This window comes from Streptomyces mayteni (assembly GCF_054783955.1).
On sequence record NZ_BAAGPR010000059.1, the window covers coordinates 33,771 to 49,434 of the forward strand.

Annotated in this window: 11 protein-coding genes and 4 pseudogenes; 4 read left to right on the forward strand and 11 right to left on the reverse strand. The window is 73.1% G+C overall.

What is annotated here, in order from left to right:
* Positions 1–40 precede the first annotated feature (40 nt).
* The 4 genes from msrB to ACYVPE_RS24045 all read right to left on the reverse strand — a co-directional run bounded on the left by msrB (position 41) and on the right by ACYVPE_RS24045 (position 3,542).
* Entirely contained in the window at positions 41–448 is a 408-nt protein-coding gene (msrB, locus tag ACYVPE_RS24030) for a peptide-methionine (R)-S-oxide reductase MsrB (RefSeq protein ID WP_461035770.1), read from the reverse strand.
* A 39-nt stretch (positions 449–487) separates the two neighbouring features.
* Positions 488–1,864: a UDP-N-acetylmuramate--L-alanine ligase gene (gene murC / locus ACYVPE_RS24035; RefSeq protein ID WP_461035771.1), complete on the reverse strand. Its 1,377-nt coding sequence runs from the start codon at positions 1,862–1,864 to the stop codon at positions 488–490.
* A gap of 218 nt (positions 1,865–2,082) precedes the next feature.
* Complete coding sequence (locus ACYVPE_RS24040; RefSeq protein ID WP_461035772.1) at positions 2,083–2,550, reverse strand: indole-3-glycerol phosphate synthase; 468 nt, start codon at positions 2,548–2,550, stop codon at positions 2,083–2,085.
* Positions 2,551–2,771: 221 nt separating this feature from the next.
* A complete protein-coding gene (locus ACYVPE_RS24045; protein WP_461035773.1) occupies positions 2,772–3,542 on the reverse strand; it encodes a pyrimidine reductase family protein in 771 nt (256 codons plus the stop codon).
* Between the two features lie 61 nt (positions 3,543–3,603).
* On the opposite strand from ACYVPE_RS24045, the gene zapE reads away from it, so the two are divergent.
* The gene (gene zapE / locus ACYVPE_RS24050; protein WP_461035774.1) at positions 3,604–4,740 is read left to right on the forward strand and encodes a cell division protein ZapE; all 1,137 of its coding nucleotides are present in this window, start codon (positions 3,604–3,606) and stop codon (positions 4,738–4,740) included.
* A 50-nt stretch (positions 4,741–4,790) separates the two neighbouring features.
* Complete coding sequence (locus tag ACYVPE_RS24055; protein ID WP_461035775.1) at positions 4,791–5,651, forward strand: PPK2 family polyphosphate kinase; 861 nt, start codon at positions 4,791–4,793, stop codon at positions 5,649–5,651.
* A gap of 72 nt (positions 5,652–5,723) precedes the next feature.
* Here ACYVPE_RS24055 and ACYVPE_RS24060 read toward each other — a convergent pair whose 3' ends face one another.
* The 5 genes and pseudogenes from ACYVPE_RS24060 to ACYVPE_RS24080 all read right to left on the reverse strand — a co-directional run bounded on the left by ACYVPE_RS24060 (position 5,724) and on the right by ACYVPE_RS24080 (position 11,927).
* On the reverse strand, positions 5,724–7,166 hold the full coding sequence (locus ACYVPE_RS24060) for a WD40 domain-containing protein (RefSeq protein WP_461035780.1): 1,443 nt from the start codon (positions 7,164–7,166) through the stop codon (positions 5,724–5,726).
* Positions 7,167–7,356: 190 nt separating this feature from the next.
* Positions 7,357–9,843, reverse strand: a pseudogene (locus ACYVPE_RS24065) (nSTAND1 domain-containing NTPase); the annotation flags it as partial.
* Between the two features lie 4 nt (positions 9,844–9,847).
* Entirely contained in the window at positions 9,848–10,201 is a 354-nt protein-coding gene (locus ACYVPE_RS24070) for a CU044_2847 family protein (protein WP_461035776.1), read from the reverse strand.
* Between the two features lie 210 nt (positions 10,202–10,411).
* Entirely contained in the window at positions 10,412–11,086 is a 675-nt protein-coding gene (locus ACYVPE_RS24075) for an ABC transporter (protein ID WP_461035777.1), read from the reverse strand.
* Positions 11,083–11,927, reverse strand: a pseudogene (locus tag ACYVPE_RS24080) (ABC transporter ATP-binding protein). The gene ACYVPE_RS24075 and the pseudogene ACYVPE_RS24080 overlap by 4 nt, the downstream one beginning before the upstream one ends.
* 190 nt (positions 11,928–12,117) lie before the next feature.
* Here ACYVPE_RS24080 and ACYVPE_RS24085 point away from each other — a divergent pair.
* A pseudogene (locus tag ACYVPE_RS24085) lies at positions 12,118–13,351 on the forward strand (MbnB/TglH/ChrH family RiPP precursor modification enzyme).
* A gap of 5 nt (positions 13,352–13,356) precedes the next feature.
* Entirely contained in the window at positions 13,357–14,301 is a 945-nt protein-coding gene (locus ACYVPE_RS24090) for a TIGR04222 domain-containing membrane protein (RefSeq protein WP_461035778.1), read from the forward strand.
* 35 nt (positions 14,302–14,336) lie between these two features.
* Here the strand turns inward: ACYVPE_RS24090 and hemQ are convergent, their stop codons facing one another.
* Both hemQ and ACYVPE_RS24100 read right to left on the reverse strand, forming a co-directional pair.
* On the reverse strand, positions 14,337–15,047 hold the full coding sequence (gene hemQ, locus ACYVPE_RS24095; RefSeq protein ID WP_461035779.1) for a hydrogen peroxide-dependent heme synthase: 711 nt from the start codon (positions 15,045–15,047) through the stop codon (positions 14,337–14,339).
* A 4-nt stretch (positions 15,048–15,051) separates the two neighbouring features.
* Positions 15,052–15,664 (reverse strand): annotated as a pseudogene (locus ACYVPE_RS24100) (protoporphyrinogen oxidase); the annotation flags it as partial.

Below are 15,664 nucleotides of genomic sequence, written 5' to 3' on the forward strand. Positions count from 1 at the left end.
GCGATGCCCGGGCGCGTGAAGCCGGGGCACCGCGCGCGGCTCACTCCGCGGGCTCGTGCCGGATGGCGATGGAGTTGATGCAGTAGCGCAGGTCGGTGGGCGTGCCGTAGCCCTCGCCCTCGAAGACGTGGCCCAGGTGGGAGCCGCAGGTGGCGCAGAGCACCTCGGTGCGGGGCCGGCCGGGCAGCGAGCGGTCCTCGCGGGTCTCGACGGCGTCCGTGCTCGCCGGGTCGTAGAAGGACGGCCAGCCGCAGTGCGACTCGAACTTGGTGGCCGAGCGGAACAGCTCGGCGCCGCAGGCACGGCAGTTGTAGACGCCGATGCTCTTGGTGTCCGTGTACTCGCCGGTGAAGGCCCGCTCGGTGCCGGCCTGGCGCAGCACCTGGTACTCGTCGGGAGAGAGCTGGGCGCGCCACTCCTCGTCGGACTTCTCGACCTTGTATCCCATGGGGTGCTCCTTCGAAGAGTCGTCGGGTCGGCGGTGCCTTCAGTGCTCGGCGAGCCGGGCGAGGATCCGCGGGCCGAGGTCGGTGACGTCGCCCGCGCCCATGGTGAGAACGAGATCGCCCGGCCTGGCCATTCCCGCGACGGCGTCGGGGACGGCGGCCTTGTCGTGCTCGGCGCGGGCGTCGGCGCCGGCCGCCTGGGCGGCGTCGATGATCAGCCGGCTGGTGACGCCGGGGATCGGGTCCTCGCGGGCCGGATAGATGTCGAGCACCAGGCAGGCGTCGGCCAGCGCCAGCGAGTCGCCCATCTCCCGGGCCAGCTCGCGGGTGCGGCTGAAGAGGTGCGGCTGGAAGACGACCAGGATCCGGCCGCCGTCCTGGGCCGCGCCGCGGATGGCCTCCAGGTCGGCGGACATCTCGGTGGGGTGGTGGGCGTAGGAGTCGACGACCTGGACGCCGCCCGCCTCGCCCTTGGGCTGGAGGCGGCGGCGGACCCCGGTGTACGCGCCGAGCGCGCGGGCCAGCTCCTCGGCCGGCACGCCGGCGGCCACGCCGGCGGCGAGCGCGGCGACGGCGTTGTGGGCGTAGTGCCGGCCGGGCACGGAGACCCGGAAGGTGAACTCGCGCCCGTCGAGCAGCACGGTGACCGTGCTGGTCAGCCCGGCGGGGACGACCCGCAGCACGCGCACGGTGGCGTCCGCGGCCTCGCCGTAGGTGACGAGGCGCAGTTGCTCGCGGCCGGCGAGGCGGGCGGTCAGCTTGCGGGCGCCCTCCTGGTCGGCGTTGACGACCAGGGTGCCGCCGGGCACCACCCGGTCGGCGAAGGTCTCGAAGGAGTCGTAGATCTCGTCCATCGACGCGTAGTTGGCGTGGTGGTCGAGCTCCACGTTGAGGATGATCGCGACCTCGGGCCGGTAGCGGTGGAAGCTGCGGTCGCTCTCGTCGGCCTCGGCGACGAAGAGCTCGCCGGCGCCGTGCTCGGCGTTGGAGCCCGGCGCGTCCAGGTCGCCGCCGATGGCGTACGAGGGGTCGAGGCCGAGGGCGGTGAGGCTGACGGCCAGCATCGAGGTGGTGGTGGTCTTGCCGTGGGTGCCGGCCACGGCGAGGGTGCGGCGGCCGGTCATCAGCGCGGCCAGCGCGTCGGAGCGGTGGACGACGGGGATGCCGCGCCTGGCGGCCTCGGCCAGCTCGGGGTTGTCCTCGCGGATGGCGCTGGAGACGACGACGCAGCTGGCGGCCTCGGAGAGGTGCGCCGCGTCGTGGCCGACGTGCACCAGGGCGCCGAGGTCGCGGAGCGCGGCGGCGGTCTCGGAGTCGCGGGAGTCGCTGCCGGCGACCAGGGCGCCGCGACGGGTGAGGATCTTGGCGATGCCCGACATGCCGGCGCCGCCGATGCCGATGAAGTGGGGCCGTTCCATCGTCGGCGGGATCGCCGGGACGGCCTCATCCGATGCCGGCGAGGTTCCCGGTGCCGGTGAAGCGGGCATGCGTGTGTCTCCCTGGTCTCCCTGACGGGCGGCGTGCCCCCCGATTGTCGCACCCTGGCCGTGGCGGGTCGGTCCGCCGCGTCGTCCGGTGGCACCGGACGAGGCGGGTTCGGACGAGGCGGGTTCGGACGAGGCGGGTTCGCGTGGGGTCATTCGGCGTGCGCGAAGAGCTTGAGCACCGGCACGCCGACCCGGTGCCGGGCCCGGGAGGCCCAGTCGCGGTGGAACAGTTCCTCCACGTAGTGCGGGGCGGTGAGCACGATGACCTCGTCGGCGCCGGTCTCCTCGACCACCGAGGTCAGCAGGTCGAGCGGATGGTCGTCGATCAGGCGGCCGACGGCCTCGGCGCCGGTGGCGCGCAGCGCGTCGAGCGAGTGGCCGAGCGCGGCCTCGGCCGGGCCCTCGGCCGCCTCGCCCTCGGGCACGTCGGCCTCCTGGACGGCGTCGCGGAGTTCGCCGAGCGCGACGTCGTCCAGGGCCCGGAGCAGCCGGTCCTGGTCGCCGCGTGGCTGCATCAGCACCACGAAGGACTGCTGCTCGTCGCCGTGCAGGGTGGTGACGAGCTGAACGTCGGTGGGCACCATGGGCTTTTCGATCATCAGGACTGTCGTGATCACGGTGAGCGCCCTTCTTCGGGGGCCGGGACCCGCGCATCCCGGCGAAAGTCATCCCCGTGGCCGCCGGCGGTCCCGGTGCGGTCGCCCGCGTCGCACGAGGGGTGTGCGCTGTTGAGTCTGCCCACCTCAGGATAAGCGGAACGTCTCATTCCGCAGATCGTCCGCAGATCGTCCGCGGATCGGCGGATCCGGCGCCGGACGGGCGGCCGGCACGCCCCTGATCAGGTCCTGCGGTAGCGGCCGAACAGGAAACCGGACTCGGCGAGCAGGTCCGTCAACTCCAGGTCGACCGGATCCGGGATCTCAGGACCGCTCATCACCCGGGGCGCGGTGCCCACCGTGAACCGCGGCGAGACGGTCAGGCACAGCTCGTCGACCACGCCGGCCGCGGCCAGCTGGCCGAGCAGCCGGGGGCCGCCCTCGGTCAGCAGCCTGGTGTGCCCGCGCCTGACCAGCTCCGGCTTGATCCGGCGCGGGTCGACGCCCGCCTGGTCACCCGCCGTGATCACCTCGGCGCCGGCCTCCCTGGCGGCGCGCAGCCCGGCGTGCGGGGCCATGGCGCCGGTGATCACCAGCGTCGGCACCTCGGGCTCGGTGAACAGCGGCAGCGAGAAGTCCAGGTGCAGGCTGGCGCTGACCACGGCGATGGCCGGCACCGTCGTCTGCCCGGCCGCCGCCCGGCGCTCGGCGAACTCCGCGCGCCGGCGCGCGGGCCGGTAACGCTCCTCGCGCACGGTCTCCGCGCCCACGATCACCACGTCGGCCAGGGCCCTCAGCACCCCGAAGATCCGCATGTCGGCGGCGTTGGACAGCGGCTTCGACCGCCCGCCGTGGTGTGCCGCGCCGTCCAGCGACGACACCATGTTGGCCCGCAGCCAGCCCGTGCCGGCCGCCGCGGCCGCCGGATACACGTACGCCTCCGCGAGCTCGTCGAGCGCCCACTCGCGATCGGGCTCACGGGGGGACTCGGGGCCGGGATACAGGCGTCGCATGGGGCGCAGTGTGGCACACGACGCGGCGGCGACCCGCCGTCCCGGTTTACAGTGGGAGACTGTGTCAGCCAGCACCACCCCAGACCCCACCGGCGACCCCGCCGGCCAATCCGCCGGTCAGCGCGGCGGCCCGATATCCGGGCCCGACGCCGGGCCCGTGGCCCTGTGCTCCCGCGAACCGTACGTCCCGGCCGAACGCCTCGTCGCCGAGCTGGTGCCACCGCCCCGCTTCGACACCGTGCGCTTCGACAACTACATACCCGACCCGAACCAGCCGTCGCAGCGGTCAGCCGTCAAGGTGCTCGACGAGTTCGCGTCCGGGCTCGGCGGCGCCCACGCGACCGGCGAGGGCCGGCGCGGCCTGTGGCCGCGCCGCCAGCGGCGCCCCAGCGCGCCCGAGCCGCGCGGCGTCTACCTGGACGGCGGTTACGGCGTCGGCAAGACCCACCTGCTCGCCTCGCTCTGGCACGCGGTCCCGGCGGCGCCCGAGATCAAGGCGTTCGGCACCTTCGTGGAGCTGACCAACCTGGTCGGCGCCCTCGGCTTCCAGGGGACCGTGCGCACCCTCTCGGACCATCGGCTGCTCTGCATCGACGAGTTCGAGCTCGACGACCCGGGCGACACGGTGCTGGTCTCCTCGCTGCTGAGCAGGCTGGTCACCGAGGGCGTGGCGCTCGCCGCCACCTCCAACACGCTGCCGGGCAAGCTCGGCGAGGGCCGCTTCGCCTCGGCCGACTTCCTGCGCGAGATCCAGGGCCTGGCCGCCCACTTCCGCCCGCTGCGGATCGACGGCGAGGACTACCGGCACCGCGGCCTGCCGGCACCGCCCGCCCCACACGAGGAGGCAGCGGTCACCCGGCTCGCCCACCGCCACCCCGGCGCCTCGCTCGACGACTTCGGCGGGCTCCTCGACCACCTCGCCCGGGTGCACCCCAGCCGGTACGGCGCGCTGTGCGAGGGCGTCACGGCCGTCTGCCTGACGGGCGTCCGCGCGGTGCCCGACCAGACGACCGCCCTGCGGCTCGTGGTGCTCGCCGACCGGCTCTACGACCGGGAGATCCCGGTGGTGGCCGCCGGCGTGCCGTTCGACCGGCTGTTCAGCGAGGAGATGCTGGCCGGCGGCTACCGCAAGAAGTACTTCCGGGCGATCTCCCGCCTCACCTCGCTGGCCAGGGACGGCGAACGGCTGACCGCCTGACCCGCCCCCTCCGGTGGCGGGCCGCCGCCCGCGGCCAAATCATGGGGAACATGGCGAGCAACGGGAACAAGGCGAGCGACGTCCGTGGCCTGCTGGCGATCCAGCCGGGCGATCATGTGAAACTCTCCCACCTCCCGGCCGACGCGACCCCCGGCTTCGACGGCAGGAAGAGCCAGGCCGTCCGGGAGGTCGCCGACATGGGCAAGGAACTGGGCGACCTCCAGGAACGGCTCTACGCCGCCGCCTCCGAGGGCGACCGACGGCGGGTGGTGGTCGTGCTCCAGGGCATGGACACCGCGGGCAAGGGCGGCACGGTCAAGCACGTCATCAGCCACCTCAACCCGGCCGGCTGCCGGATCCGCGCCTTCAAGGCGCCGAGCGAGGAGGAGAAGCGGCAGCACTTCCTGTGGCGGATCGACAAGGGACTGCCACAGGCCGGCGAGATCGGCATCTTCGACCGCTCGCACTACGAGGACGTGCTGGTGGTCCGGGTGCACGAACTGGTGCCCGAGCCGGTCTGGTCGCGCCGCTACAAGCAGATCAACCACTGGGAACGGACGCTCGCCGACGACGGCGTCACCTGGATCAAGGTCTTCCTCCACATCAGCCGCGGCGAACAGCGCAAACGACTGCTCCGCCGGCTCGACCGCCCCGACAAGCACTGGAAGTTCAGCGCCAACGACGTCCGCGAGCGGGCGCTCTGGCCGGACTACCGGACGGCGTACACCACCGTCCTGGAACGCTGCTCGACGGACGCGGCACCGTGGTACGTGGTCCCCGCCGACCACAAGTGGTACCGCAACTGGGCGGTCAGCCATCTGCTGCTTCACCACCTGCGCGACCTGGACCCGAAGTACCCCCCGGGCACGTTCGACCCGAAACAGGCCCGAGCCGCCCTGCTCCGCACCTGACCCGTCGGGCACCCACCCCCATCTTGCGCGCTCCGGTTGGCGTGCGAGCTTCTCCTTCTCCGAGGTGCGTCCTCAGTCGGGGCAGACCGGCCCTGTCAGGACGTTCGAGGAATAGGTCGCGCGTTCGTCCGGGGTGAGGTCTCGGTGGACGCTTGCGCAGATCTGATCGATCGCCGCTTCCGGGGCAGTGGGGGGAAGGCTCCACAGCGCGGTCGTGGCGTCGAAGCTGCTCGTCGCCAGGGTGTTGTCGTCAGGACTGAAGGCGACCATTGCCACGCCCTCGCTGTGGCCTTCGAGTGAGACGACGGGCTCACCGGTGTGCACGTCCCACAGAGTCGTGCGCCTGTCCGAGTTGGCGGTGGCGAGCGTGACGCCGTCGGAGCTGAATGCCACCCCGTTGATGGCCGCCGCGTCGGCGGAAAGGGTGTCGATCCGCTCTCCGGTGTCGGTGTTCCAGAGGATGGCCGTGCCATCGCCGCCCCCGGTCGCGAGGGTGGCGCCGTCAGGGCTGAACCCGACGGAGTACACGTCGTCGTCATGGCCGGTGAGAGTGTGGATCCGCCGTCCGGTGTCGGTGTTCCAGAGGATGGCCGTGCCATCCTCGCTACCGGTAGCGAGGGTCGCACCGTCAGGGCCGAACGCGACGGACCACAGGTTGTCGTCATGGCCTCTGAAGGTCCGGATGTGCCCCCCGGAGTCGGCGTCCCAGACCGCTGCGGTGTTGTCGAAGCTCGCGGTGGCGAGGGTGGCACCATCCGGACTGAAGAGGACGGACATGACGACATCGTCGTGGGCGTCGATGGTGCGTAAGACACGGCCGGTGGAGAGATCCCACAGGCGAACCCTGCCGTCGTCGCTGGCGGTGGCGAGAGTCGCGCCATCCGGACTGAACGACACCGCGTTCACCGGCCCCGGATGGTCGAAGGTGGTGACGAGCTCGCCCGATGTCGTGTCCCACACTCGGGCCGTGCCGTCCTCGCTGGCGGTGGCCAGGGAGGTGCCGTCGGGGCTGAAGGCGGTGGACCACACGGTGTCCTCGTGGTCGGTCAGCACAGTTCGGCTCTCGACGGCGGTGGGGTCCCAGAGGCGGACCGTCTCGTCCCGGCCGCTGGTGGCGACCATGGTGCCGTCCGGGCTGAACACGGCGGACCAGACCTGGTCGGTGTGGCCCGTGAACGTGCCGCGAACCCGGCCCGTGTCCACCTCCCACAGCGAGACGGTGTTGTCCGGGTGGCCCACCACGAGTTGGGTGCCGTCGGGGTTGAAGTCCACCGACAGAGCCCGGCCGTCGAGGCTCCGTGTGCTCCGCCCGCTCGCCACATCCCACAGCCGAGCCGTGCCGTCCTCACTCCCTGTGGCCAGGGTCCTGCCGTCCGGGCTGAAGGCCAGCGACCACACGGTATCCTCATGATCACTGAGAGTGTCAAGAGTGCGGCCGGTGGCCACGTCCGTGAGCAGGACCACGCCCTCTTCGTCGCCCGTGGCCAGGATGGTTCCGTCAGGGCTGAACTCCATGGCCCACCTGCCCCGTTGGCCGTCCCAGGAGCGCAGGATCTCCCCGGTGCCCGTGTCCCACAGCCGAACCGTACCGCCGCTGCTGGTCGCGAGGGAGTCGCCGTCCGGGCTGAAAGCCAGCGACGTCACGGCCCTCAGCGTGTCTCAGGACGCGAACGGTTTTGTCCCCGGTGGTCATGTCCCACAAGCGAACCGTCCCGTCGTCGCTGCTGCTGGCGAGTGTGGTGCCGTCCAGGTTGAACGCGAGATCCGTCACGTTGTTCTCGTGCCCCGTGAGGGTCTGGACGGTGTCCCCGGTCACGGCATCCAGCAGGTGGACCGTGTCGTCGTTGCCGCCCGCGGCCAGGATGCTCCCGTCGGGGCTGTACGCGACCGCCCACACGGGTGCCGAGAAACCACTGATGACGTCTCTCATCGGCTGTCCGGCGGCCACACGGAGACTGTGCCGGGCCTCGGGGGTGTCGCTGATCCGGTAGGCCCGCACAGCCAGAAGCGCGGCGAGCTCCGGGTCACTCTCGAAGAGGCGCGAGGACTCGGCGGCCAGTTCCTTGGACAGGGCGACTCGCCCGCGTCCCTCGTTCTCGTTTCCCCACTCCCACAGGACAAGCCCCACGGTGAGGACAGCAAGCGCGAGGACGCCGGCCAGCGCCGCGACGAGTCCGCGGCGTATGCGAGCGGCACGCCGCCGGCGTTCCCGGCTTCCGTCGAGGAAGGCCGTGATGTGGCGGGGGAGGCCACGGGCCCTGGTCCAGTCACGTGCGGCAGCCAGGTCGCTGCCGTCCAGCAGATCACCGGGATGTCGGGTCCTGGCCCAGTGCGCCTGTCGTTCGCCGACGCGATGCAGCCAGCTATGGAACTCGTGGTCGGCAGCGACCCACTTTCGTAACGTGAACCAGTCCCGGATGAGGGCCTCGTGGATGAGCTCCGCCACCGGCTGTCCCGAGGCCTCGATGCGAGTGACGACGATGCGGCTGTTGGTCAGGACGGCGCGGACCTCGTCGAACGCGCCGGGGGCCGACGGGCCTTCGGTGGCCAGGGCACGGAGATCGTCCAGAGACCTCTGCACGCGGGTTGCCGGGGTGTTGTGCCCTCCCGGCCGGACGAGTGCCGTCAGAACCTGCCGGGCTGTCGTGCGCTGCGCTTCGGAGAGGGCGGCCAGGGCAGCACCGCACCATGCGGTCATGCTCCCGGTCACCCCACCGATCCCGCGGTAGGAACTGTGGGTCAGCAAGGCGTCGCTGCGTTTTTCCCACAGCTGGGTGAGCGTCACCTCCAGCACGGGAAGCGACGTCACCGGCACCTGATGCCCCGTCTGGCCCAGGGGGGCTTTCCCCAGGAGGTCATCGATGATCCGCTCGGGTAGGCCCTCCTCGAACTCGACGCGCGCGGCCTTGGCCGGCTCGCGGATGACGGCGCGGAGCTCGGGAACGCTGAGGGTGGCGGGTACGTCCACCACGCCGGGCCCCATGGCCGCCAGCAGCCCCGGAGCGAGTTCGGCGAGCCGGGGATAGAAGTCGTTACGCATCACCAGGATCACACTGGCCAGGTCCGGGACGTCGAGCGCCGCCAGCAACTCGTCGACGGGACCGCTCCCCGCGGCCGCGGGCGGATGGGCGTCGAGCGCCGCCAGCAACTCCTCGAACTGGTCGACGACCAGCAGGACATGCTCGCCGTCGGGCTCGGCGGCGAGCCGGCGCCGCATGGCGGGCACGATCCCGTCGGCCGCCGCACCCGGCAGGCCGGCTCTTTCCAGCTCGGCCAGCAGGTTGCCGCGGGGCCGCGCGACGACCGGCAGCCATCGGCTGCCGCGGGGCGGGGCCGACGGCTTGGCGCCGGCGACAGCCGGCAGCACGCCGGCCTGGATCAGTGAGGACTTCCCCGCCCCTGACGGGCCCAGCAGCAGCGCCCGCCGTTGAGTGGTCAACGTGGACAGCACCGTCTCCACCACCGCCTCACGCCCGTGGAACCAGCGGGCATCGTCGGCGGTGAACGGCTCCATGCCCCGGTAAGGGGAGAACCGCCGCTCGACGAGGGCCGGCCAGATCCCGCGTAGTTCCTCGGCGGGAGTGGCCACGGTGACGTCCATGACCCGACCCATGGGGTCCGCTCTGGTGATCTCCTTCACCATGCCGATCACCAGGCCGGTCACCTGGTCCAGGACCGGGGAGCCGCTGAACCCCACGGTGATGTCGTTCGCGTCGCTCAGCTGCAGACGCCTGCCCATCTCCTCCGTGGGTGGCAGGAGATGGAGAGCCGTCCCGCGCCCGAAACGGCCGTGCTTGTTCATGTCCGCAGGAAAGCCGAACGTGATCACCGGATGCCCGGAGCTTTCGGCTGCGGAGCCCAGCCGCAGCACGGGCGCGTCCACCGGCCAACCCGTGAGACCCACCATGGCCACGTCGTCGCCGTCCGACGACCGCCAGCCCTCGGCCAGGACCAGCCCTCGACGGCGCGGCGCGCTCGGCAGGGCGGGAAAGGCCACCTCGAGCGTGCCTCCGGGACCCGCCCCGCACGCCTCGGCCACGTGCGCGCACGTGACGAGCAACTGTTCCTCGACCAGGAAACCCGCCCCCACCACACGGCCGTCCGCCGTCATGATCTGCGCCGTCGCCTCGGTCAGCGTCGAAGCACCCGCCCGAGGCGTGTTTCTTTTCGGTATCCCCACCCCATCGTCCATGGTTCTAGCGCGTTCCCTCGATGTCCTCCTCCCTGCTCCACAACAAGCGCACCTTCACGTGGCACGCGGACTGGGCGCGGGTGACGACGACGCCCGCCTCGGCCGACAGGTCCACCCCGAACTCCACCTCGACCTCGGTCGGGCCCGACTCCCGCAACTGTTCCAGCACGACCCGGGCCGTCTCCCGGACGGGAGCCAGTGCGTTCTGGAGGGTTCGCGGCAACTCGCGTACCGCGTCCGCGACGTGCCCGGCCTTCACCAGCCCGGCCTCCCCCAGCTCCGCCGGCCCGGCCTCGAACAGAACCGCGCCCCCGCCCTCCAGCGGCATGCGTGCCACGCTCCCCATGAAGATCCCCATCCCCTAGATCATCTCAACTCCGGAATATCCGGAGAGAGTTCACCTGCAGAAGAGGGTACGCCGCCGGGTACGCCACGCTGTCGTCCAAGCACCTTCGGTCGGGGCGGCGGGTGGCGCAGGAGAGTGCGGCCGCGCCGCCTGGCCGGCGGCCCCCGCGCGAGGCCACCCCGCGCGGAGCGCGAGAAAGGGCGGGTGGGTGGGGGAAACCGCTCAGTCCGCCCGCCGCGTCGCGCATGCCACCGCCGTCGCCGCCCCCAACAACACCCCCGCCCCACCACACGGCAGCAACGGCCAGTCCACCGCCCCCTGTTGCGACCCGTCGATCAGCGTGCTGACCGCCGCGTTCGCGGGCGACGCGGCGCCCGCGAGGAGGGCGATCGCGGAGAGGGCGGTGACCGGGATCGACCAGGCGGGGCTGCGCAGCAGCGGCCGGTTGCAGAGCACGCCGAGCGCCGTGCCGAGCAGCGCGCACGTCAGCATCGCCAGCGTGCCGGCCGCCGCGGCCGCCGCCAGTGGCAGGGCGGTGTGGCGGTCGGCCGCGTGCGCGTCGCCGATCAGCAGCACCAGCAGCGTGCCGCCGGCGCCCAGCGCCACGGAGCTGGTCAGCGCCGTCAGCACGCCGGCCACCCTGACCCTGGCGCGGCCGGCGGCCGCGACCGCGCGGGCGCGGACCGCCGGCGGCTCCGCCGCCTGGCCGACCCGCACCAGCCAGGCCGCCGTCGGCAGCAGCGCCGCCGCGGCGAGGCCGAGCGATTCGAGCACCGGGTCGCCGGCCGGCACGCCGATCACCAGCAGCATCGCGTAGAGCAGCAGCGGCGGGAGCCAGCGGTGCGAGCGGACCACCAGGGCGAGCCGGTAGCGGACGAGGGCGAGCAGCACGGTCACGGGCGGGACTCCAGCGACCGGATGTGCCAGGCCGGTTCCGCCCGGAGCAGCGCCGCGAGGAGCGCGTCCGAGTGGCCGGGCGGCACGACGAACCGGACGGCGCCGTCCGGGAGTCGGCGGGTTCGCGGCTCGCCCGGCAGCCCGGGCGGCGGCTCGTGGCCCGGCGGGCCCACGGCCTCGATCAGCACCGCGGCCGCCGACCGCCCGGGGTCGGTGAGCCGGCCGCCCTCGACCCGCCACACCCTGGCGCCGGCGCCGGCGAGCCTGCCGGGGTCGTGGTCGACGAAGAGCACCGCGCCGCCGGCCGCGGTCCGGTCCTCGACGGCCGCGTCCAGGGCCCGTCGCGCGGTCCGGTCGAGGCCGGTCCACGCCTCGTCGAGGACCAGCAGATCGGGCCCGGCGAGCAGCGCCTGGGCGACGGCCACCTTCTGGCAACTGCCCTTGGACAGCTCGCTCATGGGCGTGTCGGCGTGCTCGGCCGCGCCGAGCAGCGCCAGCCAGCGCTCCCCCTCGGCGGCCGCGCGGCGCCCGTCGAGGCCGTGGACCCGGCCATGGGGGCACCTCCCAGCGTTAGCTGGGGGAGGGTGAGGTAGCGGTGGGCCGTCAGCGGCAGCGCGGGCGGGAACCGCTCGGGGACGTAGCCGACGCGCCGCGGCCGGCCGGTGATCCGGCCCTGGCTCGGCACGTCGAGGCCGGCGACGAGGCGCAGCAGCGTGGACTTGCCCGAGCCGTTGCCGCCGTCGACGCGGGTGAGTGTGCCGGGGCGCAGCTCCAGGTCGACGCCGCTGAGCACCCAGGGCCCACGGCGGCCGTAGCGCCGCGAGACCCCCTCGAGTCGCATCCAGCACCTCATCCCACATCCGGGCCCGTTCCTGAGCCCAAACCTCAGATCTAGCTCTGAACATCGACCAAAGGGATTCCCGACCCCCGGGGCCGGAGACAACTCTGCCACGGAGTACCGAAGTACCGAAGTTCACGAGGAACGGTTCCGGCAACCGAGGTCGTAGGGGGAGAGCGTGCCGCGACTGGGGATGGGGATCGGATGGCGGCCGGAGATCGCGGCCGTCGTCGAGGAGTTGCCAGGTATCGAATGGGTCGAGGTGGTCGCGGAGAACGTCTGCCCCGACCATCTGCCGGAGAGCCTGCGAAGGCTCGTCGGGCGCGGCATCACGGTGGTGCCGCACGGGGTGTCGCTCGGGCTCGGGGGCGCCGAGCGGCCCTCGCCCGGCCGGTTGGTGTCGCTCGCGTGGCTGGCGGAGACGCTCGACGCTCCGCTGGTCACCGAGCACATCGCCTTCGTCCGCGGGGGCGGGGCGCTGACCGGGACGCCGGCCGTGGAGGCGGGGCACCTGCTGCCCGTGCCCCGCACCCGCGACGGGCTGCGTGTGCTGTGCGAGAACGTGAGGATCGCCCAGGACGCGCTGCCCGTTCCGCTGGCGTTGGAGAACATCGCGGCGCTCTTCGGGTGGCCGGGTGACGAGTTGACGGAGGGGCAGTTCCTGACCGAGTTGGTGGACCGTACGGGGGTCGGGCTGCTGATCGACGTCGCGAATCTGCACACCAATCACGTCAACCGCGGGGAGGACCCGGCCACGGCACTGGACGGCATCCCGCTCGACGCGCTGGCCTATGTGCACGTGGCCGGTGGCGTCGAGCGGGACGGCGTCTGGCACGACAGTCACGCCCATCCGGTGCCGCCCGCGGTGCTCGACGTGCTCGGCGAGCTGTGCGCGCGGACGGAGCCGCCCGGGGTGCTGCTCGAACGGGACGAGAACTTCGGGCCGTTGGCGGAGTTCGCCGGCGAGCTGACGGCCATCCGCGAGGTGGTGTCGGGGGTCCGGCATGGTTGAGTCGACGCCCGAGTCCGGCGAACTCGACGCCGCCAGACGGCGGTTGGCGGCCCGGCAGGAGGAGCTGCTGGTCGCGCTCACCGCCGGCGGGCCGGTGCCCGAGGGTTTCGACGCGGTGCGGCTGCGGGTCCAACGGGACGCGCTGGCCGCCAAACGGGCTGGGGTGTTGGCGCGGGTGGCGCCGGAACTGCCCGAGATCCTGGGCGAGGGCTATCGGCCCGCGGTGCTGGCGTACGTCCGCACCCGGCCGATGACCGGCGGCTACCGGCAGGACGCCGTCGCCTTCGCCCGACACCTGCTGGCCGACGGCCGGTTGCCCGACGCGGCGACCAGGCGCGCCGTCGAGGCGTGGCTGCGCCAGCACACGGACGAGCCCAGGGGGCGGCTCGGCCGACTGCTCAGAAGAATGCGGTGATTGCCATGATCGTCTACATAGTGGTGGCCAGCGCGGTGCTGGCCCTGGTGTTGGCCCGGCTGCTGCTCGCCAGGGGCCGGGCGCTCGGCTCGCTGCCGGCGCCGGCCGAACCGTCGCTGGCCTCGCCCTACGAGGCCGCGTTCCTCGCCGGCGGTCCCGGCAGGGTGGCGGACACCGTGCTGTGCGCGCTGTACGAGAAGGAGCGGATCCTGGTCGACGGCACCACGTTGCACGTCGTGGAGCCGGTCGCCGACGACGCCCTGGAGCGCGAGGTGTTGGCCCAGTGCGGCGGCATCTGGGAGGCGCCGCTGCGGGCCGTCAGGCGCGGGGTCGCCGACTCGGCCGCGGTGGCGGCGATCGGCAAGGCCCTGGTGGCACGGGGGCTGCTGCTGCACCCGAACGAGCGGCGGAAGTGGCGGACGGCGGCCAGGAGCGCCGCCGGGTTCGGTGCGGTCGGGTTCCTGACCACGCTGGTCGTGCTCGTGGTGCTCGCGGCGTCCGACTCGTCGGGGACGGCCGGGATGGCCGTGATGCTGGTGGTGGCCGCCGGGGTGCTGATGACGAGCCTGGTGCTCGGCCCCGGCCGGTACACGCTGCCCGCGCCCGGCACCGTGGCGCTTTCGCGGTACCGCAAGGCGCACGCGGGCGCGACGGCGCTCGCCCCACTGGTCGCGGTGGGCGGCCTCGTGGCCCTGTACGAGCTGGAGCTGCGGACGCAGCTCATGGCGGCGGCCGCGGCGCCCGGGCTGCCGGCCGGCACCGGCTCGTCGGGTTCCGGTAACTCCTGGGGCTACGCCTGCGGTGCCACCGGCGCCACCATCGGTGACGGCGGATCGAGCGGGGGCGGCGACGGCGGGGGTTCGAGCTGCGGCGGCGGCAGCTCCTGCGGGGGCGGCAGCTCGTGCGGGGGCGGCGGAGGCTGTGGTGGCGGCTGCGGCGGCGGTGGCTGAGCCGCCGGCCGCGCCACCCGCGGCTCCCGGCCGGGTCAGGCCAGGTCGGCGACCAGCTCGGCCACGGTCTTGCGGCGGCCGGTGAAGAAGGGGATCTCCTCGCGGACGTGCTTGCGGGCCCTGGAGGCCCGCAGGTGCCGCATCAGGTCCACGATCCGGTGCAGCTCGTCCGCCTCGAAGGCCAGGATCCACTCGTAGTCGCCGAGCGAGAACGAGGCGACCGTGTTGGCCCTGACGTCCGGGTAGCCGCGCGCCATCTTCCCGTGCTCCGCCAGCAGTTCGCGCCGCTCCTCGTCGGGCAGCAGGTACCAGTCGTAGGAGCGGACGAAGGGGTAGACGCTCACGTAGTCGCGGGGCGTCTCGTCGGCCAGGAACGCCGGGATGTGCGACTTGTTGAACTCGGCGGGCCGGTGCAGCGCCATGTTGGACCAGACCGGCTCGAGGGCCCGGCCGAGCCGGGTGCGGCGGAAGCGGTTGTAGGCGTCCTGGAGGGCGTCCGAGGTCTCGGCGTGCCACCAGATCATGACGTCGGCGTCGGCGCGCAGCCCGGAGACGTCGTAGGTGCCGCGCACCACCACGTCCTTGGCGGCCAGCTGCTCGAAGAGCTCGGTGACCTCGTCCGCCTGGCCCGCCCGGTCCTCGGGCAGCGGCTCGCGCAGCCGGAACACCGACCAGAGGGTGTAGCGGATGGTGTCGTTGAGCTCCTTGGCGCGCTTGCCTGCGGACTTCTCCGGTGCGGTAGTCATGGCGCTATTCTCCCGCCTCCGCCGGCGGGCCGGTCACGGGGGCACCGCGCAGCAGTTCGGCGACGGCCCGCTGCGCCGAGGCGACGCAGGCGGGGATGCCGACGCCGTCGTAGGAGGCGCCGGCGAGGCGCAGCGCCGGCAGCCCGGCGAGGTAGCCGCGCACCCGGGCGACGCGGTCGGCGTGGCCCACGGTGTACTGCGGGAGGCCCTGGTGCCAGCGGGTCACCACGCTGTCCACCGGCTTGCCGGTGAGCCCGGCGGCCTCGCCCAGGTCGTCGAGGGCCGCCCGCACCAGGTCGGTGTCGTCCCAGTCGAGCGGGCCCTCGTCGCCGTAGCGGCCGACGGAGGCACGCAGCAGGAAGAGGCCTGGGTCGGCGGCGGCGGCCCAGTCCCACTTGCCGCTGGTGAAGGTGGCGGCCTTGATGACGCGGCCGTCGACGGCAGGCACCAGGAAGCCGCTGCCGCGCGGCAGCGTGGCGAGGTCCGCGCGGCGGAAGGCGAGGGTGACGATCGCCATCGAGGCGTACTCGACGGCGGCCAGCTCGCCGGCGGCGGCGAGCGCGGCGGCGGCCAGCAGCCGCGCGGCGGCCGCGGCCGGCACGGCGAGGACGACCCCG

Bases quoted from the DNA above. Each gene is read 5' to 3' on its own strand.
- ACYVPE_RS24055 (WP_461035775.1), top strand. From the start codon at position 4,791: ATGGCGAGCAACGGGAACAAGGCGAGCGACGTCCGTGGCCTGCTGGCG.
- ACYVPE_RS24045 (WP_461035773.1), bottom strand. From the start codon at position 3,542: ATGCGACGCCTGTATCCCGGCCCCGAGTCCCCCCGTGAGCCCGATCGC.
- ACYVPE_RS24090 (WP_461035778.1), top strand. From the start codon at position 13,357: ATGATCGTCTACATAGTGGTGGCCAGCGCGGTGCTGGCCCTGGTGTTG.
- murC (WP_461035771.1), bottom strand. From the start codon at position 1,864: ATGGAACGGCCCCACTTCATCGGCATCGGCGGCGCCGGCATGTCGGGC.
- msrB (WP_461035770.1), bottom strand. From the start codon at position 448: ATGGGATACAAGGTCGAGAAGTCCGACGAGGAGTGGCGCGCCCAGCTC.
- ACYVPE_RS24060 (WP_461035780.1), bottom strand. From the start codon at position 7,166: ATGGAGTTCAGCCCTGACGGAACCATCCTGGCCACGGGCGACGAAGAG.
- hemQ (WP_461035779.1), bottom strand. From the start codon at position 15,047: ATGACTACCGCACCGGAGAAGTCCGCAGGCAAGCGCGCCAAGGAGCTC.
- ACYVPE_RS24070 (WP_461035776.1), bottom strand. From the start codon at position 10,201: ATGGGGATCTTCATGGGGAGCGTGGCACGCATGCCGCTGGAGGGCGGG.